The 25616-nt window shown below is 37.4% G+C and carries 25 protein-coding genes; 21 read left to right on the top strand and 4 right to left on the bottom strand.

Annotation, left to right across the window (positions count from 1 at the left end):
* Positions 1–699 precede the first annotated feature (699 nt).
* The 20 genes from BN2628_RS09515 to BN2628_RS09420 all read left to right on the top strand — a co-directional run bounded on the left by BN2628_RS09515 (position 700) and on the right by BN2628_RS09420 (position 19013).
* Positions 700–1050 (top strand): NADH-quinone oxidoreductase subunit A, encoded by a 351-nt coding sequence (locus tag BN2628_RS09515; protein WP_044225819.1) that lies wholly within the window; start codon positions 700–702, stop codon positions 1048–1050.
* Positions 1041–1625 carry an NADH-quinone oxidoreductase subunit B gene (locus tag BN2628_RS09510; protein WP_021930625.1) on the top strand — a complete coding sequence of 195 codons (585 nt, stop codon included), beginning with the start codon at positions 1041–1043 and terminating at the stop codon, positions 1623–1625. Before BN2628_RS09515 ends, BN2628_RS09510 begins: the two co-directional genes overlap by 10 nt.
* 20 nt (positions 1626–1645) lie before the next feature.
* The gene (locus tag BN2628_RS09505; protein ID WP_044225817.1) at positions 1646–3274 is read left to right on the top strand and encodes an NADH-quinone oxidoreductase subunit D-related protein; all 1629 of its coding nucleotides are present in this window, start codon (positions 1646–1648) and stop codon (positions 3272–3274) included.
* A gap of 34 nt (positions 3275–3308) precedes the next feature.
* The gene (nuoH, locus tag BN2628_RS09500) at positions 3309–4385 is read left to right on the top strand and encodes an NADH-quinone oxidoreductase subunit NuoH (RefSeq protein ID WP_044225813.1); all 1077 of its coding nucleotides are present in this window, start codon (positions 3309–3311) and stop codon (positions 4383–4385) included.
* A 51-nt stretch (positions 4386–4436) separates the two neighbouring features.
* The gene (gene atpD, locus BN2628_RS09495; protein ID WP_055096982.1) at positions 4437–5948 is read left to right on the top strand and encodes a F0F1 ATP synthase subunit beta; all 1512 of its coding nucleotides are present in this window, start codon (positions 4437–4439) and stop codon (positions 5946–5948) included.
* An 8-nt stretch (positions 5949–5956) separates the two neighbouring features.
* The gene (atpC, locus tag BN2628_RS09490; protein WP_021930629.1) at positions 5957–6190 is read left to right on the top strand and encodes an ATP synthase F1 subunit epsilon; all 234 of its coding nucleotides are present in this window, start codon (positions 5957–5959) and stop codon (positions 6188–6190) included.
* A gap of 35 nt (positions 6191–6225) precedes the next feature.
* Positions 6226–7284, top strand: a complete 1059-nt coding sequence (atpB, locus tag BN2628_RS09485) for a F0F1 ATP synthase subunit A (protein ID WP_021930630.1) — start codon at positions 6226–6228, stop codon at positions 7282–7284.
* A gap of 31 nt (positions 7285–7315) precedes the next feature.
* A complete protein-coding gene (gene atpE / locus BN2628_RS09480) occupies positions 7316–7570 on the top strand; it encodes an ATP synthase F0 subunit C (RefSeq protein WP_021930631.1) in 255 nt (84 codons plus the stop codon).
* A 9-nt stretch (positions 7571–7579) separates the two neighbouring features.
* Positions 7580–8077 carry a F0F1 ATP synthase subunit B gene (gene atpF, locus BN2628_RS09475; protein WP_021930632.1) on the top strand — a complete coding sequence of 166 codons (498 nt, stop codon included), beginning with the start codon at positions 7580–7582 and terminating at the stop codon, positions 8075–8077.
* A 6-nt stretch (positions 8078–8083) separates the two neighbouring features.
* A complete protein-coding gene (locus BN2628_RS09470) occupies positions 8084–8635 on the top strand; it encodes a F0F1 ATP synthase subunit delta (RefSeq protein WP_021930633.1) in 552 nt (183 codons plus the stop codon).
* Positions 8632–10209, top strand: coding sequence for a F0F1 ATP synthase subunit alpha (gene atpA, locus BN2628_RS09465; RefSeq protein WP_021930634.1), 1578 nt, complete (start codon positions 8632–8634; stop codon positions 10207–10209). The genes BN2628_RS09470 and atpA overlap by 4 nt, the downstream gene beginning before the upstream one ends.
* A 6-nt stretch (positions 10210–10215) precedes the next feature.
* Entirely contained in the window at positions 10216–11091 is an 876-nt protein-coding gene (gene atpG, locus BN2628_RS09460; protein WP_021930635.1) for an ATP synthase F1 subunit gamma, read from the top strand.
* 116 nt (positions 11092–11207) lie between these two features.
* A complete protein-coding gene (locus BN2628_RS09455; RefSeq protein WP_021930636.1) occupies positions 11208–11675 on the top strand; it encodes a 4Fe-4S binding protein in 468 nt (155 codons plus the stop codon).
* 4 nt (positions 11676–11679) lie between these two features.
* Positions 11680–12192, top strand: a complete 513-nt coding sequence (locus tag BN2628_RS09450; RefSeq protein WP_021930637.1) for an NADH-quinone oxidoreductase subunit J family protein — start codon at positions 11680–11682, stop codon at positions 12190–12192.
* 5 nt (positions 12193–12197) lie between these two features.
* Positions 12198–12509 (top strand): NADH-quinone oxidoreductase subunit NuoK, encoded by a 312-nt coding sequence (gene nuoK, locus BN2628_RS09445; protein WP_021930638.1) that lies wholly within the window; start codon positions 12198–12200, stop codon positions 12507–12509.
* Between the two features lie 22 nt (positions 12510–12531).
* Positions 12532–14418, top strand: coding sequence for an NADH-quinone oxidoreductase subunit L (gene nuoL, locus BN2628_RS09440; protein ID WP_021930639.1), 1887 nt, complete (start codon positions 12532–12534; stop codon positions 14416–14418).
* 36 nt (positions 14419–14454) lie between these two features.
* Positions 14455–15942: a complex I subunit 4 family protein gene (locus tag BN2628_RS09435; RefSeq protein WP_021930640.1), complete on the top strand. Its 1488-nt coding sequence runs from the start codon at positions 14455–14457 to the stop codon at positions 15940–15942.
* A 10-nt stretch (positions 15943–15952) separates the two neighbouring features.
* Entirely contained in the window at positions 15953–17383 is a 1431-nt protein-coding gene (locus BN2628_RS09430; RefSeq protein WP_055096977.1) for an NADH-quinone oxidoreductase subunit N, read from the top strand.
* 94 nt (positions 17384–17477) lie between these two features.
* On the top strand, positions 17478–17993 hold the full coding sequence (locus BN2628_RS09425; RefSeq protein ID WP_055096975.1) for a DUF6125 family protein: 516 nt from the start codon (positions 17478–17480) through the stop codon (positions 17991–17993).
* A 336-nt stretch (positions 17994–18329) separates the two neighbouring features.
* A complete protein-coding gene (locus BN2628_RS09420; RefSeq protein ID WP_021930644.1) occupies positions 18330–19013 on the top strand; it encodes a zinc metallopeptidase in 684 nt (227 codons plus the stop codon).
* Between the two features lie 312 nt (positions 19014–19325).
* On the opposite strand, the gene BN2628_RS09415 is transcribed toward BN2628_RS09420, so the two are convergent.
* Genes BN2628_RS09415 through BN2628_RS09405 form a run of 3 tightly spaced genes read right to left on the bottom strand, consistent with a single transcriptional unit; the run spans position 19326 to position 23978 of the window.
* Complete coding sequence (locus tag BN2628_RS09415; RefSeq protein ID WP_021930645.1) at positions 19326–20723, bottom strand: glycoside hydrolase family 57 protein; 1398 nt, start codon at positions 20721–20723, stop codon at positions 19326–19328.
* A gap of 33 nt (positions 20724–20756) precedes the next feature.
* Positions 20757–22022 (bottom strand): glycosyltransferase family 4 protein, encoded by a 1266-nt coding sequence (locus BN2628_RS09410; RefSeq protein WP_021930646.1) that lies wholly within the window; start codon positions 22020–22022, stop codon positions 20757–20759.
* Positions 22023–22034: 12 nt separating this feature from the next.
* Positions 22035–23978: a glycogen debranching enzyme N-terminal domain-containing protein gene (locus tag BN2628_RS09405; RefSeq protein WP_055096973.1), complete on the bottom strand. Its 1944-nt coding sequence runs from the start codon at positions 23976–23978 to the stop codon at positions 22035–22037.
* A 258-nt stretch (positions 23979–24236) separates the two neighbouring features.
* Between BN2628_RS09405 and BN2628_RS09400 the strand changes: the two genes are divergently transcribed.
* On the top strand, positions 24237–24911 hold the full coding sequence (locus BN2628_RS09400; RefSeq protein ID WP_055097159.1) for a rhomboid family intramembrane serine protease: 675 nt from the start codon (positions 24237–24239) through the stop codon (positions 24909–24911).
* 38 nt (positions 24912–24949) lie between these two features.
* Here the strand turns inward: BN2628_RS09400 and BN2628_RS09395 are convergent, their stop codons facing one another.
* Positions 24950–25546 (bottom strand): MarC family protein, encoded by a 597-nt coding sequence (locus tag BN2628_RS09395; protein ID WP_021930649.1) that lies wholly within the window; start codon positions 25544–25546, stop codon positions 24950–24952.
* Positions 25547–25616: the final 70 nt, after the last annotated feature.

The raw sequence follows: 25616 nt of genomic DNA, 5'->3' as shown, positions 1-25616 counted from the left end.
CTTCTTCTGGAAAATTAATTTTCAAATAATTTGTGTGCCTTTTATTAATTGTGTTACTTTGACGTCGCATAGTGCGAATCCTCTTATTTTGTGTTCTGATTTTCTTTTTTGGGAATATTAAGGCTCGAATTAAGTGTGAGATTAAGTAATATTTTATAACTTTGGCGTGCTAACTGATTAACTATGAATTCTGTGTTTCGAATTTTCGTCATATTGCTGTTTTGCTTGACTTTCACAATGTATCATTGTGAAAATAATACTTGGGCATACGGAGTCGATGAAGAGCAATGCTTGGAACAGGGTTTACAAGGTAGTAAGAGAGAGGCTTCAGGTAGAAATTTAATTGTTTTGTTAGGTTCTTTTGCAACGTATTTATTAACTGTTAATAATATAAATGTTCAACCGTCGGATACTGATAGGGAAATATCGGGTTCCGACGTTGTTTTTTTCTCATATGGAGAAAAATTTGATTTAAATATTTTTCATAACAGATACGTTAAAGTATCGTCTGCATATAGGCAAATGCCCCTTTTTTCTCAGAGATATCAGAGCCATTACTATATTTATGGTTTAAAAAAGATTGTAGTCTGATGATCTGATGAAGAGAGTAGTTTTAGATAAGATACCCGAATTCTATTATGATCTACTCTTTATTTTGAAGAAACAAACAATTAATAATTATATGTTATAACCTAAAATATGAATTCTGCATTATTTGTTGTTGTATTTATTACGGGGCTGGCTTTGGTAGCAGCTGCTTTGTGGATAGCCGGATTAATATCTCCACGTTCATTTAACCCGCAGAAAGGAGAGGCATATGAGTGTGGTATACCTACTCGGGGGACGTCTTGGATGCAATTTAAAGTCGGTTATTATTTGTTTGCCATTCTTTTCTTAATGTTTGATGTTGAAACTGTATTTTTGTTTCCGTGGGCAGTTATTGTTAGAGATTTAGGAGTGAGCGGACTGATTAACATTTTATTTTTCATGATAATCCTTGTATTGGGATTAGCTTATGCATGGAAGAAAGGAGCGCTGGAATGGAAGTGAAAATTAAATCAATGAAGTATGAAGACTTCAAAGATAATGAGTATATTGAACAGCTTATTAAACAGCTTCAAGAGTCTGGCACAAATGTCGTGGTGGGATCTCTTGATGAACTTATCAATTGGGGGCGTTCTAATTCGCTTTGGCCTCTTACGTTTGCAACCAGCTGTTGCGGTATTGAGTTTATGTCAGTGGGGGCAGCCCGCTATGACATGGCCCGTTTCGGCTTTGAAGTAGCTCGTGCTTCACCTCGTCAGGCAGACTTTATTATGGTGGCTGGTACTATTGTGCATAAAATGGCTCCGGTGCTTAAACGGTTGTATGACCAAATGGCTGAGCCTAAATATGTGATTGCAGTAGGTGGTTGTGCTGTGTCAGGTGGTCCTTTTAAGAATTCGTATCATGTACTTAAGGGGGTAGGTGAAATATTGCCGGTAGATGTATATATCCCCGGGTGTCCTCCTCGTCCTGAAGCCTTACTTTATGGAATGATGCAATTGCAGCGTAAAGTAAAAGCCGAACGTTATTTCGGTGATGTAAACCGACAAGAAAAGAAGCCAAAAGAGTTAGATAAATAAAAAAATATCGAGTTCGATTCATGGGAAAAATACAAGAAAAAATAGCCAGCTTTTTACCTGAAGCTGTTTTTGAAGAAGGACAATATCTTACAGTGACCGTTGCACCGCGTAAATGGCATGGTTTAGCTCGTTTTTTACATGATGATCCAGAATTACAATTTGATTATCTGGCATCGTTGATAGGTGTAGATTGGGGTGAAACGTTGGGTGTGGTTTATTACCTTAATTCTACGAAATATAATCATTGGGTTATCATAAAGACTGAAACTTCCGATAGGGAAAATCCTTTGTTGTATAGTGTCTCTGATGTTTGGGAGAGTGCTAATCTGAATGAGCGTGAGGTATATGACTTTTATGGTATCCGTTTTATAAATCATCCTGATATGCGTCGTCTTTTCTTGAGAGAAGATTGGGTAGGATATCCTTTCCGTAAAGATTATGATGCTAATCCCGATATAAATCCTATTCCGGTTTCTAATGAAGAGGCAAATGATAAAACTGTTGTTCTTGAAGAAACAGAAGAGGGTACAATTGTAGAAAAAGAGAAAATTCTTTTTGAGAAAGATGAATATGTGGTGAATATAGGACCGCAGCATCCTGCTACTCATGGGGTTTTGCGTTTCAAAACATCATTGAATGGTGAAAATATAAAAAAGATTGACGTTCATTGTGGGTATGTTCATCGTGGTATTGAAAAGTTATGGGAAAGCATGACTTATCCACAGACATTGCACATGACCGACCGTTTAGATTATTTATCAGCTCATAATAATCGACATGCATTGTGCCTTTGTATTGAGAAGGGGTTGCAACTTGAGGTCCCAGAACGTGCTGTTTATATTCGTACGATGATGGATGAGCTGATGCGTATATCTTCTCATTTGCTCTTCTTTGCAACTATGTGTATGGACTTGGGAGGGCTGACTGCGTTTTTCTATGGATTCAGAGATCGGGAGAAGATTTTGGATATTTTTGAAGAAACTTGTGGGGCGCGTATGACTATGAACTATAATGTGATAGGTGGAGTTATGGCTGATATACATCCGGACTTTCAACGCAAAGTAAAAGAGTTTATAGCTTATATGCCTGATAAGTTGAAGGAATATCATCAAATATTTACGGGGAATGTCATAGCACAGCAGCGTATGAAGGGGGTAGGGATACTTTCTTATGAAGATGCTATCAATTTTGATGTTACCGGACCGTCAGGTCGTGGTTCAGGATGGGCATGTGATGTACGTAAACGTACTCCTTATGCAGCTTATGATAAAGTCCAATTTAAGGAAGTATTACGCACAGAAGGAGATACCTTTGCACGTTATATGGTTCGTATGGATGAAATTAAAGAATCATTATATATTCTTGAGCAGCTGGTAGATAATATCCCGGCAGGAGATTATGCTGTTAAGACCAAGCCCGTAATTAAAGTTCCTGAAGGTCGATATTTCCAGCAAGTAGAAGCTGCTCGTGGAGCTTTTGGAGTTTATCTTGAAAGTCGGGGCGATAAGTTCCCATACCGATTAAAAGTCACGTCTCCGGGATTAACTTTGGTAGGAGCTGTAGACCATTTGACAAGAGGTGCAAAAATTGCCGACTTGATAGCTATTGGAGCCTCTTTAGATTATGTAGTACCCGATATTGATAGATAATTGTAGTTACAAACCAATATAATTGAAATATATCATGTTCGATTTTTCTATAATCACTCATTGGATAGATAATCTGTTGCGGTCTTGGATGCCTGAAAACGCAGCTCTTTTTGTCGAATTTGTACTGGTGGGTGTCGTTTTATTATTGACTTATGCAGTCATAGCTTTGGCGTTGATTTATATAGAACGTAAAGTGTGTGCCTTTTTCCAGTGTCGTCTTGGACCGAATCGCGTAGGACCTTATGGGCTTTTGCAGAGTGTTGCCGATATGTTTAAGATGTTGATAAAAGAGCTTATTGAAATCAAACATACTGATAAATTCCTTTTTAATTTAGCTCCCTATATTGTTATTGTATCGTCAATGTTGGCATTTGGATGTTTACCTTTTGGCAGAGGTCTTATAGCTATCGATTTTAATATTGGGATATTCTTTATTATGGCTGTTTCTTCGATTGGGGTATTAGGAATTTTACTCGCAGGGTGGGCAAGTAACAATAAATTTACATTGATTGGAGCAATGCGAAGTGGTTCTCAGATGATTAGTTATGAATTGTCTATCGGACTTTCATTTTTAACAATGGTTGTATTTGCAGGAACTATGCAGACCTCAGGAATTGTAGAAGCTCAAAGTTCTGGATGGTTTATTTTCCGGGGGCATATTCCTGCTATAATAGCTTTCTTGATATATCTTGTAGCTGGTACAGCAGAGACGAATCGTGGTCCGTTTGACTTACCTGAGGCTGAGTCAGAGTTGACTGCAGGTTATCATACCGAATATTCTGGTATTCATTTTGGCTTTTTTTATTTGGCAGAATATTTGAATCTTTTTATTGTTTCAGGTATTGCTACCTTATTATTTTTAGGAGGGTGGATGCCTTTTCATATAGGAGGCTGGGAAGGTTTTAACCAGATTATGGATTATATACCTTCTGTAATTTGGTTTTTTGGTAAAGTATTTGTGGTAATGTTTATTATTATGTGGTTCAAATGGACATTCCCCCGTTTACGAATAGACCAATTGCTTCGTCTCGAATGGAAATATTTGGTACCCATTAGTCTTGTCAATTTGTTGTTGATGGTATTAGTGGTTATTTTCAAATTGCATTTTTAAACCGATAACGGTTTGTCATCATATAGTATAAACAGTTTTAAACGATAAATTATGACGGATAAATTTGGATATATAACTCAGGTTATCGGTCCTGTTGTCGATGTGATTTTCGAAGGTGAGGGTAATGAATTGCCCCCGATTTATGCTGCATTGAAAATTGAGCGAGGCAATGGAACAGATCTTATCGTTGAAGTAGAACAGCACATTGGTGAAAATACCGTACGATGTGTGGCTATGGATACAACAGATGGTTTGAGAAGAGGCATGAAGGTAATAGACTTACAACGTTCGTTAGCTATGCCTACAGGTACACAAATTAAGGGTCGTCTGATGAATGTTATTGGTGATGCTATCGATCATCTGCCTGCATTAGATTATAGTAATGTACAATCTATTCATCGTCCTTCACCTAAGTTTGAGGATCTATCTATTAACACAGAATTCTTATTCACAGGTATTAAAGTAATCGATTTGCTGGAGCCTTATTCTAAAGGTGGTAAAATTGGATTATTTGGTGGCGCGGGCGTAGGCAAAACTGTGTTGATTATGGAAATGATCAATAATATAGCCAAAGGTCATAATGGATTTTCTGTTTTTGCCGGAGTGGGAGAGCGTACTCGTGAAGGTAATGACCTGTTACGTGAAATGATTGAATCTGGCGTTATCAATTATGGTGACGAATTTAAGAAAGAAATGGATGAAGGAAAGTGGGATCTTAGTAAAGTTGACATGGAAAAACTAAGTACCTCACAGGCAACTTTAGTCTTTGGTCAGATGAATGAACCTCCTGGAGCTCGTTTGCGTGTTGCTCTTTCTGGGTTGACTGTTGCCGAGCAATTCCGTGATTCGAATGAAGGTGGTAAGGAGATATTATTCTTTATCGATAATATATTCCGTTTTACGCAGGCTGGTTCAGAAGTGTCTGCACTTTTAGGTCGTATGCCTTCAGCTGTAGGTTATCAGCCTACATTGGCTTCGGAGATGGGTGCATTACAAGAACGTATTACTTCTACTAAGTATGGTTCTATTACTTCTGTTCAGGCGATTTATGTGCCGGCTGATGACTTGACCGACCCTGCTCCTGCAACGACATTTAGCTTCTTGGATGCGACGACTGTACTTAGTCGAAAGATTGCAGAGCTGGGTATTTATCCGGCTGTAGATCCGTTGGAATCTACCTCACGTATTCTTGATCCTCTGATTATTGGTGAAGACCATTATAATACAGCTCAGGCAGTAAAACAATTACTTCAGCATTATAATGAGTTGCAGGATATTATTGCGATTCTAGGAGTTGATGAATTGTCTGATGAAGATAAATTAGTTGTAGCTCGTGCTCGTAGAGCACAACGCTTTTTGTCACAACCATTCCATGTGGCAGAACAATTTACTGGTATACCGGGAGTTATGGTACCATTGGAAGAGACCATCCGTGGGTTCAAGATGATTTTGAGTGGAGAAATGGATGGTTACCCAGAACAGGCATTTATGAATGTCGGTACGATAGATGAAGCTATCGCCAAAGGAGAAAAGATGATGCAGCAAGCTAAGGAAAATAAATAATAAGAGCTATGAATCTAGAAATTATTTCTTCAGAAAAAGTTCTATTTAGAGGGGAAGCTAAAAGGGTTACGATGCCAGGAGCGTTAGGGTCTTTTACAGTTCTTGACGACCATGCTTCGTTAATGTCTACTCTGACAACAGGAGTTGTGGAATATGAAACTGAAGGAGAAGTAAAAACTATGCCTATTGAGGGAGGATTCGTAGATGTGAATAATAATCGTGTAGCAATATGCATTCAGTAGCTTGGATTATCAGGTAATGACCAAAAAGGAATGAGATGAAAAAGTTAATAATTTGTTGTATTGGGATACTCTTTTTTATTGTAGGTACGACATTTACCGCTGTTGCAAGTGAAGAGGAGAAGCCGTTTGATGCCAAGGAAGCAATTTTTGAACACTTACTTGACAATTACGGATGGGAAGTCCCTTTCTCTCATAGCACACGTATACCGTTACCGGTAATTATTCGAGACAATGAAGGAAGCTGGCATGTTTTCAGCTCTAAGAAGTTAGAACATGGAGGTAATTATAATGGTTTCTACATTGCTTCAGAAGGAGATAATAAGGGGAAAATAGAAAGTCTTGATGCTGATGGTAATAAATATCGTCCTTTGGATATCTCTATCACAAAGAATGTATTTGCTTTGTTAATAGCAGCATTGGTGGTTTGTATATGTATTTTTCCTTTAGCTCGGTTTTATAGGAGAAACAAATTTAAAGCTCCTCGTAAGGGATTGGGTGCTATCGAGTTTGTTATAGATATGGTCTATAGTGATGTGATACGCCCTATATTAGGTGTTGAAGCCCGGCGTTTTGCTCCTTATTTATTAACTTTGTTTTTCTTTATTCTGGCGATTAATATTTTGGGGATGATTGTAGTGTTCCCTGGAGGAGCGAATCTGTCAGGAAATATTTCGATAACTTTAGTTTTGGCATTATGTACTTTCCTTGTTGTTAACTTTATGGGTACGAAGCATTATTGGAAAGATTTATTTTGGCCGGAAGTCCCTATGTGGATGAAATGTCCGGTTCCGATTATGCCAGTTATTGAGGTTTTTGGGGCGATTACAAAGCCTGTGGCTCTTATGATTCGTCTTTTTGCAAATATGTTGGGAGGCCATCTTATAGTTTTGGTGCTTATTTCCCTTATATTTATTTTTGGAACAATGGGAGCAGCAGTTTTGGCAGGAACAACCGTCTTATCAGTGTTGTTTTCTGTGTTTATGAATCTGTTGCATTTTCTGATATGTTTTATTCAGGCTTATGTATTTACAATGCTTTCAGCGCTCTTTATAAGTTTGGCAAGAGTGAAGGGAGAAAAAGAGATAAAAGAATAAAATTGATGTGTAACTTAAAAAAACAAACACTATGTTAGGAATGATTTTATTACAGGCAGCAGCCGGTGCAGGTTTGGCAAAAATCGGGGCATGTATAGGTGCAGGTATCGTAGCAATTGGTGCAGGTATAGGTATCGGTAAAATCGGATCTTCAGCGATGGAGTCAATTGCTCGTCAACCAGAGTCTACTAATGACATCAGAACCAATATGATTGTGATTGCAGCTCTTGTGGAAGGTGTAGCGTTGTTTGCTATAATTGTTTGTCTGTTGGCTATTTTCTTATAATAAGCAACCATGGAACTGTTTAAGCCTGAATTTGGGTTGGTTTTTTGGATGTTTTTTGTCTTTGTGGTATTATTTGCCATACTGGCTAAATATGCATGGCCTTTTATTATCCGTAATATTGATGAACGTGCGGAATTTATAGATAAAGGGGTTGCTTATTCTCAGGAGGCAAAAATGCAACTGGATCATGCAACTGAAAATGCCCAAGCCCTTTTGGCTGATGCGCATAAACAGCAAATGGAAATTCTTAGGGAAGCTGCTCAGATGAAATCTCAAATTGTTGAAGAAGCTAAGAAGGCAGCCTCAGAAGAAGCTAAAAAAGTAATGGATGCCGCAGCCGTGTCGATAGAGCAGGCTCGGAAAGAGTCTGAGCAGCAATTCCGTAATGAAGTTAGTGCTTTTGCATTACAAATTGCGGAAAAGCTGATGCGTAAAGAGTTGTCGAATGACAAAACTCAGCTTGAGATGATCGACAAACTATTGAATGATATAGAGACTAAAAACTAAAATGACATGAACGAAGGATTAGTTTCACGCAGATATGCTAAGGCTTTGCTTAAATATGCACAAGACCAGCATTCTGCCGATCAGATTTATGAAAAGATGAAAGTCCTTGAAGTGAATTTTCTGTCTCATCCAGAATTGGAAAAATCGCTTCAGAATCCTGTGCTTTCTGCTCGGGATAAAGAGGCTCTTCTCTCAGCTGCCGTCGGTGATGCTGCAGGAGAAGAGTTCCTTCGCTTCATTCGTTTAGTAATCAAAAACCGACGCGAATCTTTTATGCGCTCTATCGGACTGATGTATCAGAAGTTATATCGGGAATTGAATAATATATCTTTGGCTCAGATAATTACTGCCATTCCAGTGGCAGGTGAAATTCTGGATAAGATAAAACAATTAGTATCTCAGAAAGCCGATCAAACAGTAGAGTTTACCTATCGGGTGGACCCTTCTATTATTGGAGGCTTTGTACTTAAAATCGATTCGATGCAACTCGATGCTTCAGTAAATAAAGAGTTAAAATTATTGCGTTTAAAATTACTGAACAGCAAGAAAAGATTATGATAAAACCTAACGAAATATCTGATATATTAAAACAACAGCTTGAGGAAGTAGACACTAAAGTCAATTTCGAAGAAGTGGGTACCGTGTTAGGGGTCGGTGACGGTGTTGCACACGTCTTTGGTCTCGATAATGTACAAGCCAGTGAGCTTCTCGAATTTGAAAATGGTGTGAGAGGTGTTGCAATGAACCTTGAGGAGAGTAATGTTGGAGTTATTTTATTGAGCTCTTCAGATAAGGTGAAAGAGAATATGAGTGTACGCCGTACCGGAACTATTGCGTCTATACCTGTGGGAGAAGGACTTATTGGTCGTGTTATTAATACGTTGGGGGATCCTATCGATGGAGCCGGACCATTAGGAGGAAATATGATTCCTTTACCGCTCGATCGTAAAGCTCCTGGTGTAATTTTTCGTCAGCCGGTAAATCAACCTTTACAGACTGGTATCAAGGCTGTAGATTCTATGGTGCCTATAGGGCGGGGACAACGGGAGTTGATTATTGGTGACCGTCAGATAGGTAAGACGTCTATAGCAATTGATACAATTATCAATCAGCGTAAGAATTTTTTGGCAGGTGACCCTGTATATTGTATATATGTAGCAATTGGCCAGAAAGCTTCATCGGTGGCTACTTTAGTAAATACTTTGCGTGAACATGGAGCTTTGGATTACACTATTGTTTTAGCTGCTAATGCTTCAGATTCGGCAGCGATGCGTTATTATGCTCCGTTTGCAGGTGCTGCTATTGGCGAGTATTTTCGGGATAGTGGTCGCCATGCATTGGTGGTATATGATGATTTGTCAAAACAGGCTGTAGCTTATCGTGAAATTTCCTTAATTTTACGTCGTCCATCAGGTCGTGAAGCATATCCGGGTGATATTTTCTATTTGCATTCCCGTTTATTGGAGCGTGCAGCAAAAATTATAGATAATGATGAAGTTGCCTCTACAATGAATGACCTCCCTGACGAATTGAAGCCTATGGTTAAAGGTGGAGGTTCATTGACTGCTTTACCTATTATTGAGACTCAGGCAGGGGATGTTTCGGCATATATTCCAACCAATGTAATATCAATTACTGATGGTCAGATATTTCTTGAAACAGGATTATTCAATGAGGGTACACGTCCGGCAATTAATGTGGGTATTTCTGTGTCTCGTGTGGGAGGTAATGCTCAATTAAAAGCAATGAAAAAGATTGCTGGTACATTGAAAATTGATCAGGCCCAATATCGAGAGTTAGAGTCATTTACTAAGTTTGGTGGTGACTTGGATCCCGTGACTGCAATGGTGATTGACAAAGGTCGTAAAAATGCTAAAGTTTTGGTACAGCCTCAATATTCACCTATGGCAGTTGAGGATGAGATGGCAATTATTTATTGTGGGACAAAGGGATTGTTACAACAAGTACCTTTGGATAAAGTTGCTGAGTTTGAGAAATTATTTTTACAAATGCTAAAATCCAAATATCAGAAAGAAGTCTTGGATGAATTAAAGGCCGGTCATCTTGATGATAAAGTAGAAGCTCTATTAAAAGAAGTAGCAGCAGATGTAGCAAACAGATTTAAGGCTTAATGAATTATGGCATCAATGCGCGAATTGAAGGGAAGAATCGGATCTGTTAACTCTTCCCAAAAGATTACCGGTGCGATGAAAATGATTTCATCAGCTAAGTTGCGGAAAGTCCAATCGGCTTTAGAGCATCTTATGCCTTTCCGCAACCAGTTGCAGAACACCATAAATAATTTGCTGGGGGCCGATAGTGAATATCAATCGCCATTGACCGAGCAACGCCCGGTTCACCGTGTTGCATTTGTCGTATTCGGGTCGGATGAAGGTTTATGTGGAGCTTTTAATGTATCGTTGTTCAAGTTTTTATTAGAAGCAATAAACCGTACAAATAATGAGTTGGGAACTAAAACTGAGTATATTGTTTATCCTGTAGGTAAGAAAATACTATCATCGGTTTCCAAGATGAAGGATGTTGAGATTGCTGATGTTTCTTATCTCAATTCAAAGAGTGGAGCAGATGCAGTGAAGCGTCTGACCGATGAGCTGACCAATCGTTTTTTGTCTCATGAAATCGACAGGGTAGAGTTGTTATATTTTCATTTTAAAAGCATTGGTTCTCAAGCATTGGATTCGAGAATATTATTACCTGTAAGTGTTGCCGATTTGGCGGGTGGAGAACTTCTCTCTCATGCAAAACCATATATTTATGAGCCTGATAGTGAAACAATTTTTCGAACGGTGATTCCTCTTTATGTAAGGTCCAATTTGCATGAAACTTGGTTGGAAAGTCGGACTTCAGAGCAGGCTGCACGTATAATGGCAATGCAGATGGCAAATGATAACGCAAAAAAGTTGCTTGACAGCTTACAATTAGAATATAATAAATTAAGACAGCAAAACATTACAGCTGAGCTGCTTGATATATTGGGCGGATCGGTCCAGTAAAAAGAATCTTCATGATAAAAGAGGGCTTCCGGAGCCGGAAGCTCTTTGTCATGAATTTGAAAGTAGAAAATAATTTAATATTCATCATAAATATAGATAGTATCAAATAACAATTTATGGAAAGTTTTAAAAATTACTTTGTCTCTTTCTGGAAAGGCTTGTGGAGCCTGTTGGTGGGCATGAAAGTGACAGGGACTGAATTTGTCACAAAAAAAGTGACAGAACAGTATCCCGAAAATCGGGCGACGTTAAAAGTTGCCGACCGGTTCCGGGGCGAACTCAAACTGGTATATGAAAATGGCGAACATAAATGTGTAGCTTGTGGAATTTGCCAGATGAATTGTCCTAACGGTACCATCCAAGTGATTGCCAACAAGGTGACTACAGAAGACGGTAAAACAAAACGTGTGTTGGATAAGTATATGTATGACTTAGGTAGTTGTACTTTTTGTCAACTTTGTGTGGTAACGTGTCCGCATGATGCTTTGGAGTTCGATAATGCATTCGAACATGCCGTGTTTACTCGGGAGAAATTAGTGAAACAACTCAATCATGCTACAGATAAATCTGTAGAAAATAAATAGTATTATGGAACAAGTAGCTAATCAAGTAATCTTTTATTTACTTTCGGCGGCAATAATTATATTTTCCGTACTAACGGTAACGACGCGTCGTATTTTGCGGGCCGCCACATTCCTCCTTTTTGTTTTATTTGCAACAGCCGGGTTATATTTCCAACTTGATTATCATTTTCTGGGTGCTGTTCAGTTAGCTGTATATGCAGGAGGTATCGTCGTATTATTTGTATTCTCTATATTATTAACAAGTGGTCCGGGCGAAAAATCTGAACGCCTTACCAATAAGAAAAGAGCATGGGGGCTTATAGCTTCAATTTCTGGAGCGGCTTTATGTCTATATGCCTTACTTACACATGTATTTCCGGTATCACAGTTTCAAAACGGTGGAGCTCTTGATATGAAGCAAGTAGGGCATACGCTTATGGGAATGGAAAAATATCAATATATTCTTCCTTTTGAGGCGCTTAGTGTGTTGTTATTGGCTTGTATAATCGGTGGCATCATGATTGCCCGTAAAAGATAAAAAGTATGGAAATACCTATGATTTATTATTTGGTAGTAAGTGCCATTATGTTTTTTGCCGGAGTATATGGATTTGTGACTCGTCGTAATCTGCTGGCAGTACTTATTTCTTTGGAATTGATGCTGAATGCTGTAGATATTAATTTTGTGGTGTTCAATCGTTATCTTTTCCCGGGTCAGCTTGAAGGGTTTATGTTTACGTTATTCGCTATCGGTATAGCAGCTGCAGAAACTGCTGTCGCTATTGCGATTATTATAAATATTTACCGGAGCATACACAATGTGCAGGCAAAGAACCTCGACGATATGAAATATTGATTATTGCTTTAAACAACAAACTATGGAATATTCTTTGATTATACTCTTATTGCCGATGGTCATGTTTCTTGTACTTGGCTTGTTCGGACATAAAATGTCGCACCGTGTAGCTGGTCTTTTAGGGACTACAGGGTTGGCCGTTATTACGGCATTGGCTTATACGGTAGCTGTACAATATTTTTCGATGCCGCGAATTGATGGTAAATTTACAACGTTAATTCCAGTGAATTTTGAGTGGTTGCGATTTACTGATGCATTACATATTGATCTCGGCATCCTTTTAGACCCGATTTCAGTGATGATGCTTGTTGTCATTACGACAGTATCTCTTATGGTTCATATTTATAGTATGGGCTACATGCATGGAGAAGTAGGTTTTCAACGTTATTTTGCATTTTTGTCGCTATTTAGTTTTTCAATGTTAGGATTGGTTGTCGCTACCAATATTTTCCAGATGTATATTTTTTGGGAGCTGGTGGGTGCATCATCCTATTTGCTTATCGGGTTCTATTATACAAAGCCTTCAGCTGTGTCAGCTTCGAAAAAGGCATTTATTGTGACTCGTTTTGCCGATTTAGGATTCTTGATAGGAATTCTTATTTTGTCTTATTTTGCACAAACTTTCGATTTCAATACGCTTACCACGGGAAATGCTTTGAGTTCAATGGCTGGTAAGACGTTTATGGGGTTGTCTGTTGGGGTTTGGGCTATGTCTCTTATATTTATGGGAGGTGCTGGGAAATCTGCTATGTTCCCATTACATATTTGGTTGCCTGATGCAATGGAAGGGCCTACTCCAGTATCGGCTCTTATACATGCTGCTACTATGGTGGTCGCAGGTGTTTATTTGGTGGCTCGATTGTTCCCAGTATATTGCCAAGTACCGGAAGTCTTGGATTTAATAACTTATGTGGGAGCGTTTACTGCATTGTATGCAGCTGTAGTTGCTTGTGTACAAACTGATATTAAAAGAGTGTTGGCTTTTTCTACGATTTCTCAGATTGCATTTATGATGGTAGCGTTAGGTGTCGCAAGTGCTGACCACGGGTTAGGATATATGGCTTCAATGTTCCATCTATTTACACATGCAATGTTCAAAGCTCTATTATTCTTGGGTGCTGGAGCTATTATCCATGCAGTGCATTCGAATGAAATGTCTCATATGGGTGGACTTCGTAAATATATGCCTGTGACACATATAACATTCTTGATCGCTTGTTTGGCTATTGCAGGTATACCTCCGTTTTCAGGTTTTTTTAGTAAAGATGAAATTCTTGCTGCAACATTCCAGAAAAGTGCATTTTGGGGTATTTGGATGACGGTAGTTGCTGGCCTCACTGCATTTTATATGTTTAGGCTGTATTATAATATATTTTGGGGGAAAGAAGCTAATCATGAGCATACACCTCATGAAGCTCCGAAGTCAATGTATTTCCCTCTGATTTTTTTGGCTTTAGTAACTTGTTTGGCAGGATTTATTCCTTTTGGGGAGTTCGTAACAAGCGATGGGCTACCATACCATATACATATTGAGATGTCTGTTGCTGTTACTAGTGTCATTGTTGCCCTTATTGGTATAGCGATTGCAACATGGTTGTATAAGGATCCGAACGATAAGCCTGATCGTATGGCTACTGCCATGAGTGGTTTGTATAAATGGGCTTATCATCGTTTTTATATTGATGAAGTATACCAGTTTATTACTCATAAGATTATTTTTAACGGCATTTGTACGCCAATTGCATGGTTTGACCGCCACGTGGTTGACGGAACAATGAATATGTTTGCATGGTTGACTCAGACTGTTTCTTACAAGATTCGAGGTTTACAGTCAGGACAATTGCAGTCTTATGCATGGATATTCTTAATGGGAGCTTTGGTAATTGCATTACTGGTAATTTGCTTATAAATACAATTGGTTGCAAGATATTAAAATAAAGTAATTATGAATTTTTTATCATTATTTGTGCTTATACCCCTGTTGATGATGGTCGGATTGGCTTTGTCAAAAGGGATGAAACAGATACGGTGGGTAGCTGTTGTAGGCTCCTCCATTCAGTTATTACTGGCAATAAGCTTGGTTTTTCTTTATTTGCAGGAACGAGCTTCTGGTAATACTGCAGAGATGTTATTTACTGCAAGTTCTATGTGGTATGCTCCACTAAATATTCATTATGCTGTGGGAGTGGATGGAGTATCCGTTGCAATGCTTTTGTTGTCGGCAATAATTGTTTTTGCAGGGGTTTTTGCCTCGTGGAAAATATCCCCGTTGCCTAAAGAATTTTTCCTTTGGTTGATTCTTTTGTCAATTGGAGTATTTGGATTCTTTATTTCTATCGACCTTTTTACCATGTTTATGTTCTATGAGGTCGCTCTTATCCCGATGTATTTGTTGATTGGAGTTTGGGGGAGTGGAAATAAAAATTATTCGGCGATGAAATTGACATTAATGTTGATGGGTGGTTCAGCTTTCCTATTAGTCGGAATTTTAGGAATCTATTTCCATTCTTCAGCTGATGGACATTTTACAATGAATATTCTTGAAATAGCAAAGAACCATGCTATTCCGATGAGTGCTCAATATCTGTTTTTCCCTCTTACTTTTGTTGGATTTGGAGTTTTAGGAGCTATGTTCCCATTCCATACATGGTCTCCTGATGGTCATGCATCGGCTCCGACCGCAGTGTCTATGCTACATGCTGGAGTGTTAATGAAACTTGGAGGGTATGGATGCTTTCGAGTAGCTATCTATTTGATGCCAGAAGCTGCGAATGAATTGGCTTGGATTTTCCTTATTTTGACCGGTATTAGCGTCGTTTATGGGGCATTCAGTGCTTGTGTACAGAAAGACTTAAAATACATTAATGCTTATTCATCTGTAAGTCACTGTGGTTTAGTTTTATTTGCTATATTGATGCTAAATACTACGGCAATGACGGGAGCGGTTTTGCAAATGTTGTCACACGGTTTAATGACAGCTTTGTTCTTTGCCCTTATTGGTATGATATACGGCCGTACGCATACTCGTGATATTCGTGAGATGGGAGGATTGATGAAAATTATGCCGTTTTTGTCTGTATGTTATGTGATTGCTGGTTTTGCTTCATTAGGGCTTCCGGGATTAAGTGGATTTATTGCCGAAATGACAGTATTTGTTGGCTCATTCCAGCATACAGATACTTTCCATCGCGTATTTACGATTGTAGCTTGTACTTCGATTGTAATTACAGCGGTATATATACTACGAGTAGTAGGAAAGTTGCTGTATGGACCTGTACAGAACGAAGCACATCGTCAGTTGACAGATGCTTCTTGGTTTGAACGTCTTTCAGCAATAACACTGATTGCTGCAGTTGCAGGATTGGGGATGATGCCGTCGTGGGTATCCGATATGATTAGCCAAAGTATAAACACGATTATTGAACGCTTATAATATATAGAGTATGGATTATTCAAATTTCTTATTGATGCGCGGGGAGCTGTCGTTGATAGCGGTTATTGTGCTGCTGTTTTTTTACGATACATTCGGCTCAAAGAAAAGCCAAAAACTTTTTTCCGTGACAGCTTGTGTCTTATTGGCTGCGCAGACTATTTTTAATATAATACCTTCCGTGTCAGATTCATCTTTTGCTGGAATGTATCAGATATCTCCTATTATTTCGATTGTAAAAACCATACTCAATATAGGTACATTATTGGTATTTATCCAATCGATTGCGTGGACCAAGCTGGAACATGTCGTTGTGCGTAGAGGTGAATTTTATATATTGACCCTGATGACACTATTAGGAATGTACTTGATGATTTCGTCAGGGAATTTCCTTTTATTCTTTGTTGGGCTTGAGACAGCTTCTCTTCCTATTGCTACATTGGTCGCAATGGAAAAGTTCCGTCATGACTCTTATGAGGCTGCAGCAAAATATGTATTTATAGCTGTGTTCTCTTCAGCTCTTATGTTATTGGGACTTTCTTATGTTTATGGGGTTACTGGAACATTATATTTTGAAGATATTGCAGCTCGGATAGGAGATACTCCATTGGCAATGGTAGGATTGGTATTCTTTTTGGCTGGTATGGGATTCAAAATTTCTTTGGTTCCATTTCATCTTTGGACAGCAGATGTATATGAAGGTGCGCCGACACAGGTTACATCCTATTTATCAGTCATATCAAAAGGTGCGGCAGTATTTGCTTTAGCATTGGTTTTGTTTAAGGTATTTCCTGCAGTAGAGTCCGTATGGCAACCAATCTTGTATGGTCTGATAATAGTTACTATTACAATTGGTAACTTGTTTGCTATTCGTCAGAAAAATCTAAAACGTTTTTTAGCTTTTTCTTCTATTTCTCAGGCTGGTTATATTATGTTAGGTATTATTGCGGGCAGTGCAGCAGGTATGGGATCTCTAGTATATTATGTATTGGTATATGTATTCTCTAATTTAGCAGCCTTCGGAGTTATTTCTGCAATAGAAAATAAAACAGATAGGGTATCTATGGACGATTATAATGGGCTCTATCGGACTAATCCGAAATTGAGTTTGGCTATGATGTTGGCAATGTTTTCTTTAGCAGGTATCCCTCCCTTTGCCGGATTTTTTAGTAAATTCTTTATTTTTGCTGCTGCTGCTGAACAAGGATTTTATATTTTAGTATTGATAGCCCTCATTAATACAATCATTTCGTTGTATTATTATTTGTTAGTTGTTAAGGCGATGTTTATACATCAAGATGATTGTGTAATTCCTTCTTTTCAATCTTCAGGAGCTTTGAGATTGAGTATCTCGGTTTGTGTATTGGGTATTGTATTGTTAGGAATTATTAGTGTTATCTATACCCAGATATATCAAGTAAGTTTTGGCGTATTTGGTTTATAATTAGGTAATTTTGAGAGAGTTTTTTAAATAAATATTTTTTGTTGACGACGTATCGGATATCCGATACGTCGTCAATTTTTTTGAAAGTACAGTCATGGATGTTTTAGAAAATCTTACAAAAGAACAATTGGTAGATTACGTGCGTATAATGGCTAAAAACATGTCAGCATTGGATGGAGTGTGGTTTCAGTCATTGGAAAGAAAGAAGGGAATGGATGATGCTATGTGGCATGATTGTGATGTTTGGCAACGATTTACACAAGCGGAGGCTCGTCGAATAAAAAAGTTTTTGAAATTACCGGAATATCCCGGATTGGAGGGTTTATCTCAAGCATTGAATTTTCATTTTAATTCATTGCTAAATCATACAGAGACGACGATAAATGGAAATAAATTGATATACCGTATTGTTGATTGTCATGTACAAAATGCGCGTTCGAGAAAAGGTATGTTGTATCATCCCTGTTTAGCTGCAGGTTTTATGGAGTATAAATATTTTGCATCTACTATTGATTCTCGTATAAATTGTGAAGTTATAAGCTGTTTCCCAGAAGTGAAAGATCCTACTTGTGCTTGTGCTTGGGAATTTACATTGAAAGAAGATGTATGAATCTCTTCGTTTATTGGGATAATAAACTAATATGAGATAGGCTTTTAGTAGATGTATAGTTCGAGAGATGATTTGCTGAAGAGTATAAAATCTTATTTTTTCAATATAGCCTTTCTCTGTTTTATTTAATAAAATTATATACAGTATGATTAAAAAAAACTATATTTTGTCTATAAGTTATTGAAAATAAGATATATAAAAATAAAACATTCATTTGAAGTACAAAGTGGAATATTTGCATATTAACATAATTTGTTTTTAATCGGATGTTTTATTAACATTTATGTCTGTATTTTATCTCTATATTTGTCATGTAAATGAGAATAGAAATTTAAAATGGGAATATATATAATATTTATTGTATTTGCTTTGATCAGTTTTGCCGTACAGAAAATGTTACAGGCAAAGTTTGATAACTATTCTAAAGTTCCTATTCCGAATGGTCTTACGGGAAAAGATATTGCCGAAAAGATGTTGCGAGATAATGGAATAAATGATGTAAAAGTGATTTCGGTAGAAGGACGCCTTACCGATCATTATAATCCGGAAACTCATACTGTAAATTTGAGTCAGGATGTATATTATAGCAATAGTATAGCAGCTGCAGCAGTTGCTGCCCATGAATGTGGACATGCTGTTCAGCACGCACGGGCATATTCTTTTTTGACAATGCGCTCCAAATTAGTACCTGTTGTGAGTTTTGCATCACAATGGATGCAATGGGTATTATTAGCTGGGATACTGACATTACAAGTATTCCCCCAATTGATGTTATTTGGTATTATATTATTTGCATTGACTACCTTATTTAGTTTTGTAACGCTTCCAGTAGAAATAAATGCTAGCCAGAGGGCTTTAGCATGGCTTGAGAGTGCAGGTATAACAAATATGAATACCCATGATAAAGCAAAAGATGCTTTAAGGTGGGCTGCTTATACTTATGTGGTAGCAGCATTGAGTTCATTGGCGACTTTGGTGTATTACATTCTCATATTTTTGGGAGGAAGAAGAGATGACTGACTAGCTTTTTATATATTTTCTTTGAATAAAACGAATCAGGCTGCTTGTGTAAGCAGCCTTTTTTGTATTATAGAAGAAAAGACTTATGACTGTGTTGTAATAAAGAATGTAATAGTTACTATGTGAGTAGTACAAAGGAGTGGAAAATTGATATGATTTCAGAAAAAGTATTCAGTATAGCATTTGACATATAGTATTTTCTTTTTTCAATCATCAATTTATTAAAAATATGAGGCTGCCTAACAATGAAAAAGTTAGATAATTTCGTTTTTGTTGTTAGGCAGCCTCATATTATCTTTTATAAAATTTGATTTAGACTTTAGTTGTCGTTTTTGAAGAAACCGTAGCTTTTGTATTTTTATTGGCTGTGACTTTTGCTTTAGATTTCGAAGTTTCGACCTTGGTTTTAGCCTGTTGTTTCTCAAGCTTTGCAGATTTTAGCTCTTTTTGTAAGATTTCTATCTCCGAAGCCTGGTTTTTAATCGTTGTAATTAAAGCATTTAATTCTTCGTTTTCTATTTCTGCTGGATATTGGGCTTCTACTCTGACAATAAAATCACTCAATACATTCATGTAATTGGTGAATGCTTCGTAGGGAGTTTCGTATGGGCTATAGTGACTATGTACAGCTCCATCATTGAAGTGTTTAGTACACATATAATAAAAGTGGTCACTGGTTTGTAAATAGTTCCAGTCTTGTTTTAGTCGGCGATCGTCACATAATCGAACACGTTCTGCAACTGAATAAAGTTTTTCGAAAGCTTCGTTTTGAAGAACATTTCCCAGCCAGGCACTCGTATCTCTTTCTTCATCGGCCCAAGAAATCGGATATGGCATAGATAAAGAGTCTACGGGTTTTACTTTTGATATAATCTCTGTTGGAGTTGCAAAGCCGATTCCTTTTTCTTCGGCAAAACGAGGGAGGGCTTTCATAAACTCGAATATACCTGTTTCACGAGGCTGTAGTTCTCCTAATGTTTCATAATTCATGAAGAGATTTACAATCTGTTCAGATTCAGGGGTGTTAGCAATCCATCCAATAAATTTGTCTGCTGTAAGAGGGTATTCACTCCATTCATAGTTAGAAAAACGAAAGGATATGTCGTCACTTACTTTATAGTTTTTCAATAATAGTTTTAGTTTGGGAGCTGCAGCTGAATTGTATAGGTAATTGGGACTTTTCCACCCGAGAATATGTTTTGCACCTTCAGTGATACAACCTTTAAATCCCATATCTGCTATTTGACAAGCTATATCGTCAGAGTAGATTAGCTCAGTATTGCGAAAGACTTTGGGGCGTTGTCCAAACAAAGCTTCTATCTTGTCATCATGCATTTTTACTTGATTAGCAAATTCTATAGGATCCTTTAGTGAAGCCAATGAGTGGGCATATGTTTCAGATAGAAATTCGACGCAACCAGTTTTGGCCAATTCTTTCATGCTATCAATAAATTCTGGAACATAAATTTCTAGTTGTTCAAGTGCTATTCCTGAAATAGAAAATGCTACCTTAAATTTGCCATTTGAGTTTTTAATCATCTCTAGCAAAGTATAGTTGGCTGGTATATAAGATCGTTGTGCAATACGGTGCATGATTTCTTCATTGTTGAAATCATCATAATAATAATGGTCGTTACCGATGTCGAAAAAGCGATAACGTTTCAGGCGGAATGGCTGATGGATTTGAAAATAAAAACAGATAGTTTTCATATATTTATAGCATTTAATTCATTAATAAAAGAGTTATTTTTTTTGTATCACTTTGTGATAGATGTCGATGACTTTTTGTCCGGCATATTTCCATTTGATTTCGTCAACTTCGAGTTTCCCTTGGACTTTAAGCTGTTGATACATTGCAGGATAAGTTATGATAGAATATATAGCATCGGCCATAGCATCAATATCCCAATAATCAGTTTTGATGACATTTGTTAAGATTTCGGCGCATCCTGATTGCTTAGAAATAATAGATGGTACACCCACTTGCATAGCCTCTAGAGGTGAAATTCCAAAAGGCTCTGAAACCGATGGCATGATATACACATCACTGGCTTTCAACATTTCGTATACTTGTTTCCCTTTTAAAAAGCCTGTAAAATGGAATCTATCTGAGATATTTCTTTGTGCTGCTAAACGTATCATTTTATTCATCATATCACCGCTTCCTGCCATGACGAAACGTACATTATTACTCTTTTTTAGAACTCGAGCAGCAGCTTCGACAAAATATTCTGGGCCTTTTTGCATTGTAATACGGCCCAAAAATGTCACAACCTTTTCTTTAGTATTTTTAGGTACTTGTATGGCCATAATGTCTTCGCTCAATGGTTCGACGGCATTATGTACAGTTGTAACTTTGGCTGGGTCAATGTGATATTTTTCTATAACTGTTTGCCTTGTTAAATTGCTTACAGTAATGATATGGTCAGCTTGATCCATCCCATCTTTTTCAATTCCGTAGACCGTCGGATTTACATTCCCGCGACTTCGGTCGAAATCAGTTGCATGCACATGTATAACTAATGGTTTGCCAGTTACCTGTTTTGCATGGATTCCGGCTGGATAAGTAAGCCAGTCATGGGAATGTATGATATCACAAGGATAAGTTCGAGCGATGACTCCGGCAACGATTGAGTAATTATTTATTTCTTCAAGCAAGTTATCGGGGTAACGTCCGGAAAATTCAATACATCCCAAATCATTAGTATGCATATAGCTAAAGTCTGCATATATATGGTCTCTCAAGCTGTAATATTCTTGAGGATTCATGCAGTAGCTGAGACGTTCACAAGCTGTCTCCCAAGGAATGTCGCGCCAAACAACCGGAGTATTACCAGCGCCTACGATATGTGCAAAACTTTTATCTTCGTCTCCCCATGGTTTAGGAATAACAAATGTAATTTCCATATCACCGCATTCGGCCATACCTTTAGTAAGGCCGTAACTTGCAGTGCCCAAACCTCCGAGGATATGTGGAGGAAATTCCCATCCAAACATCAGTGCTTTCATACAGCGTGGTTTTTATATGTGGTTGTACTTTTTCAATAAATTAAGAACTCTCAATATTTCACCGACATTCGCCGCGAAACTTATGGCGCCACGCCCTGTGAAAGGCGGATTACCGTCGAATAATTCAGATATACTACCAATACAGTTATTCGACATTTCTTCTTCAAATCCTATCAGCATTCTTTCTAAAAAAGAGACTCCACTAAATCCAAACACTTTCAGGTAGGCATCGGTGTAGGCTCCCATCAGCCATGGGCGTGAAGTTCCTTGATGATATGCGTTTTCTCTTTCTTCTTGTGAACCTACGTATGTAGGATTGTAACCATGACTTTTCGGGCTCAGAGTTCGAATGCCTTTGGGCGTCAATAACTCTCTGGTAACGACTTCAAGAGCGATTTTCCGCTCTTTTTTATCTAAAGGTGAATAATCGAGAGATAGGGCAAATAACATATTAGGACGTACGCTCCAATCTGCATAGTTCCCGTCTACATAATCATATAAATAACCGCAGTCATTTAAAAACATGTCTTTAAATGAAATAGCACATTTATCAGCCAATTCGTTCAATATATCTGCTTTGACATCGTGAGCTTCATCTGCATCGATAGATGCTGCAAATCGCAATGCGTTATACCATAGAGCGTTAAATTCAACTAAATATCCACTGCGTGGTATAATAGGGTGACCATAGCGAGCAGAATTCATCCAAGAGATAACTTTTTCTTTTCCGTTGCTGTATAGTAGACCATTTTCATGTAAAAACAGGTTTGGATGCTTGCCTTTTCGGATATACTCGATTATAGATTCAATGAATTTTCCATATTTGGCAGTACATGTGTTTAGAGATGTCTCTTTGGCATACTGCTGTAAAGCCCATATGCACCAAAGCAATGTATCTGGTGTATCTATTTCCTGTATTACGGCATCTGATTCTCCAGTTGCCATGAAATGTTTGAGAGCTTTTTCTGCCGTATTCATAATGGACTCAAACATATTCTGGTCTCCAATTGCCAATGTACATCCTGGGAGAGCGATGAAACTGTCTCGTGCTCTGACTTTGAACCAAGGATAACCTGCCAATAAATAATTGTCTTTGCCTCGTTTTAGATAAAATTGTTGTGCAGAGTTTTTTAGACAATTAAAGAAACTGGTACGGCAAGTACGCATTCCGATTTCTTTGTTATACATTGAGGCTAAAGAACGAGGCTTTATTTCTCCCACACCTGCTGAAAAGATGATGCTTTCTCCTTTTTTTATCGGCAATTCGAAATATCCGGGAACATAGAGATCTTCTTTGTATTCAAATCCACGTTCTTGATCTTTAATGTACTCTATACCTTTATTCCAATTAGGTTGATATGTAAAAGATACTTGTTTGTTGAATTGCATGTATAACCGAGGATATCCGGGGTATAAGCAACAACTGATGCCATTTTCTGCAATTTCGTAACTCTTATTAATTTGGTCGTTTTCTATACATAAAGAGTTGGCGTTGCGGAAAGCCAGAAAAGGTCTAAATTGTAAGGTCGTTTCTGAATGTGCGTCTACCAAAGTATACTTAATGAGTATTCTATTTTCATGAGAAATAAATACTTTTTCTTTGGTCAGAATCACACCTCCTACTCGATAGACTGTTTGTGGAACTGATTCGCAATTGAATTCGCGGATATACTTATGTCCGTTGGGACTGTAGCAATCACCTTGGTATTTGTGTAATCCCAAGTTGAAAGGTGCACCGTGTTGAATTACGGTTTCGTCTAATGAGGATAACAATACATGATTATCATTGTCCAACTCAGGAATCGGTATTACCAATAACCCGTGTTGCTTACGGGTATTGCAATCGACAATTGTTGTACAATGATAAGCTCCCGATTTGTTTGTACGTAACATCTCTTTTGGAAGAGATTGTTCCAGATTGATCATTAAACTTTTGTCAAACTTCAGATAGCTCATATTTATTAATTGATAAAATGTCGGTTAACAAAATAATGTATTAGATTTTACATTTCTTACCGACGAATATATGTATTGTAATTAAATAATCAAAATTTTTAGAGTGCTTATTTTAAGAAAATGAAACATTTTTCATATAAATTATTTTTACCGTTTTTTTTATTGTTTCTTTATAAAAAAATTAGTATATTTGAGAATCTATATGTTATAGAAAATGAAAATATTTTGGTGACATTTGTGGTTTCAGAACCTAAAAAAATGATTTTAGCCTTTGTCCCTCCTTTTCTCTATCTCTTTATACTTTGGATGTTTACTTTTTTGGAGTGGGGGATGGGATGGAATTTTTACCATTTAGGGATAAAACCTCGAAAAGCGGAAGGTCTCTTTGGTATTGTTACTCATATATTTATCCATTCAGATTTTTATCATTTATTGGCAAATACTATTCCCCTTTTGGTTTTGGGTTGGCTGCTATTTTATTTTTATTCTGATATAGCACCTAAAGTCTTTATATGGATATGGTTTTTGTCTGGGATTTTTATTTGGGTAGCTGGACGTCCAGGTTGGCATGTCGGAGCTAGCTCATTGATATATGGATTTATCTTCTTTCTTTTTTTGAGTGGGATAATTCGAAGGCATGCTCCGGTTATTGCAGTTTCTTTAGTGGTTATATTTTTATACGGAAGTATTATTTGGAATATGTTTCCTATTGCGGAGTTGGTTAATGTGGAGACATCATGGGAAGGACATTTAGGCGGAGCTTTATCCGGAGCTATTTTGGCTGTTGCTTACCGAAAGCATGGCCCGCAGAGAAAGAAATATATTGATGATGATGAAAAATGTGATGAAGATGGGCCGGAAAATGTAGATTCGGATTTGTGTTCAAATACAAATAAGCCATCATCTCCCGAATGGGAAAATAATAATGATTGAAGTTTGTGGTAAAGTGGAAATATAGAAAATTACTGTTTTTAAGAAAGAGTAGCCAATAATTTTGCCAGATTATCAATAAACATTCTTACAGAAATAGCGAGAAGAATGATACCAAAGAATTTTCTTAGTACATATACTCCGCTTTTACCTAATAATTTTTCAAGAATATGTACATTACGTATAACAATATATATGATAATAATATTTAGAACTAATGCAATAAGGATATTGGCCAAGCCGTAGAGTGCTCGTAATGATAATAATGTCGTAAAAGAGCCGGCTCCGGCGATAAGAGGAAATACTATAGGTACAAGCGTTGTACTTCCTGCAGGCCCGTCCATTTTAAAAATTTCCACACCGAAAATCATTTCAATAGCCATTACAAATATAACTAACGAACCAGCTATGGCAAAAGATGAAATATCTACGTGAAATAGTTGTAAAATCACATTACCCATGAATAGAAAAGCTATAAATGTTGCTAAAGAGTAAAAAGCCGCTTTTCCTGCATTTATATCGTTCCCTTTCTCTTTCAGACTAATGATTATTGGGACCAGTCCTGTAATATCAATGACAGCAAACAATACAATGAAAGCACTTGCAATTTCTTGAAAATTAAAGTTTAAGCTAGGCATAGGTCTATTGTTTTTTATTAATGGCTACAAAGTTAACGAAAAAAAAATAAATCAATAGTTTCTAAACAAT

The organism is Gabonia massiliensis (assembly GCF_001403595.1).
Classification (GTDB): Bacteria; Bacteroidota; Bacteroidia; order Bacteroidales; family Coprobacteraceae; genus Coprobacter; species Coprobacter secundus.
Note: the sequence above shows the minus strand (reverse complement) of the source record. Positions and strands in the feature narration are given on the sequence as shown.

What these genes read in the sequence shown, in the direction of transcription:
- atpD (WP_055096982.1), top strand. Translation starts at nt 4,437, where the DNA reads ATGACGGATAAATTTGGATATATAACTCAGGTTATCGGTCCTGTTGTC.
- BN2628_RS09425 (WP_055096975.1), top strand. Translation starts at nt 17,478, where the DNA reads ATGGATGTTTTAGAAAATCTTACAAAAGAACAATTGGTAGATTACGTG.
- atpE (WP_021930631.1), top strand. Translation starts at nt 7,316, where the DNA reads ATGTTAGGAATGATTTTATTACAGGCAGCAGCCGGTGCAGGTTTGGCA.
- BN2628_RS09430 (WP_055096977.1), top strand. Translation starts at nt 15,953, where the DNA reads ATGGATTATTCAAATTTCTTATTGATGCGCGGGGAGCTGTCGTTGATA.
- nuoL (WP_021930639.1), top strand. Translation starts at nt 12,532, where the DNA reads ATGGAATATTCTTTGATTATACTCTTATTGCCGATGGTCATGTTTCTT.
- atpF (WP_021930632.1), top strand. Translation starts at nt 7,580, where the DNA reads ATGGAACTGTTTAAGCCTGAATTTGGGTTGGTTTTTTGGATGTTTTTT.
- nuoK (WP_021930638.1), top strand. Translation starts at nt 12,198, where the DNA reads ATGGAAATACCTATGATTTATTATTTGGTAGTAAGTGCCATTATGTTT.
- BN2628_RS09455 (WP_021930636.1), top strand. Translation starts at nt 11,208, where the DNA reads ATGGAAAGTTTTAAAAATTACTTTGTCTCTTTCTGGAAAGGCTTGTGG.
- BN2628_RS09410 (WP_021930646.1), bottom strand. Translation starts at nt 22,022, where the DNA reads ATGAAAGCACTGATGTTTGGATGGGAATTTCCTCCACATATCCTCGGA.
- atpG (WP_021930635.1), top strand. Translation starts at nt 10,216, where the DNA reads ATGGCATCAATGCGCGAATTGAAGGGAAGAATCGGATCTGTTAACTCT.
- nuoH (WP_044225813.1), top strand. Translation starts at nt 3,309, where the DNA reads ATGTTCGATTTTTCTATAATCACTCATTGGATAGATAATCTGTTGCGG.
- BN2628_RS09405 (WP_055096973.1), bottom strand. Translation starts at nt 23,978, where the DNA reads ATGAGCTATCTGAAGTTTGACAAAAGTTTAATGATCAATCTGGAACAA.
- BN2628_RS09505 (WP_044225817.1), top strand. Translation starts at nt 1,646, where the DNA reads ATGGGAAAAATACAAGAAAAAATAGCCAGCTTTTTACCTGAAGCTGTT.
- BN2628_RS09470 (WP_021930633.1), top strand. Translation starts at nt 8,084, where the DNA reads ATGAACGAAGGATTAGTTTCACGCAGATATGCTAAGGCTTTGCTTAAA.
- BN2628_RS09395 (WP_021930649.1), bottom strand. Translation starts at nt 25,546, where the DNA reads ATGCCTAGCTTAAACTTTAATTTTCAAGAAATTGCAAGTGCTTTCATT.
- BN2628_RS09515 (WP_044225819.1), top strand. Translation starts at nt 700, where the DNA reads ATGAATTCTGCATTATTTGTTGTTGTATTTATTACGGGGCTGGCTTTG.
- BN2628_RS09420 (WP_021930644.1), top strand. Translation starts at nt 18,330, where the DNA reads ATGGGAATATATATAATATTTATTGTATTTGCTTTGATCAGTTTTGCC.
- BN2628_RS09435 (WP_021930640.1), top strand. Translation starts at nt 14,455, where the DNA reads ATGAATTTTTTATCATTATTTGTGCTTATACCCCTGTTGATGATGGTC.
- BN2628_RS09415 (WP_021930645.1), bottom strand. Translation starts at nt 20,723, where the DNA reads ATGAAAACTATCTGTTTTTATTTTCAAATCCATCAGCCATTCCGCCTG.
- BN2628_RS09510 (WP_021930625.1), top strand. Translation starts at nt 1,041, where the DNA reads ATGGAAGTGAAAATTAAATCAATGAAGTATGAAGACTTCAAAGATAAT.
- BN2628_RS09450 (WP_021930637.1), top strand. Translation starts at nt 11,680, where the DNA reads ATGGAACAAGTAGCTAATCAAGTAATCTTTTATTTACTTTCGGCGGCA.
- atpB (WP_021930630.1), top strand. Translation starts at nt 6,226, where the DNA reads ATGAAAAAGTTAATAATTTGTTGTATTGGGATACTCTTTTTTATTGTA.
- BN2628_RS09400 (WP_055097159.1), top strand. Translation starts at nt 24,237, where the DNA reads ATGATTTTAGCCTTTGTCCCTCCTTTTCTCTATCTCTTTATACTTTGG.
- atpA (WP_021930634.1), top strand. Translation starts at nt 8,632, where the DNA reads ATGATAAAACCTAACGAAATATCTGATATATTAAAACAACAGCTTGAG.
- atpC (WP_021930629.1), top strand. Translation starts at nt 5,957, where the DNA reads ATGAATCTAGAAATTATTTCTTCAGAAAAAGTTCTATTTAGAGGGGAA.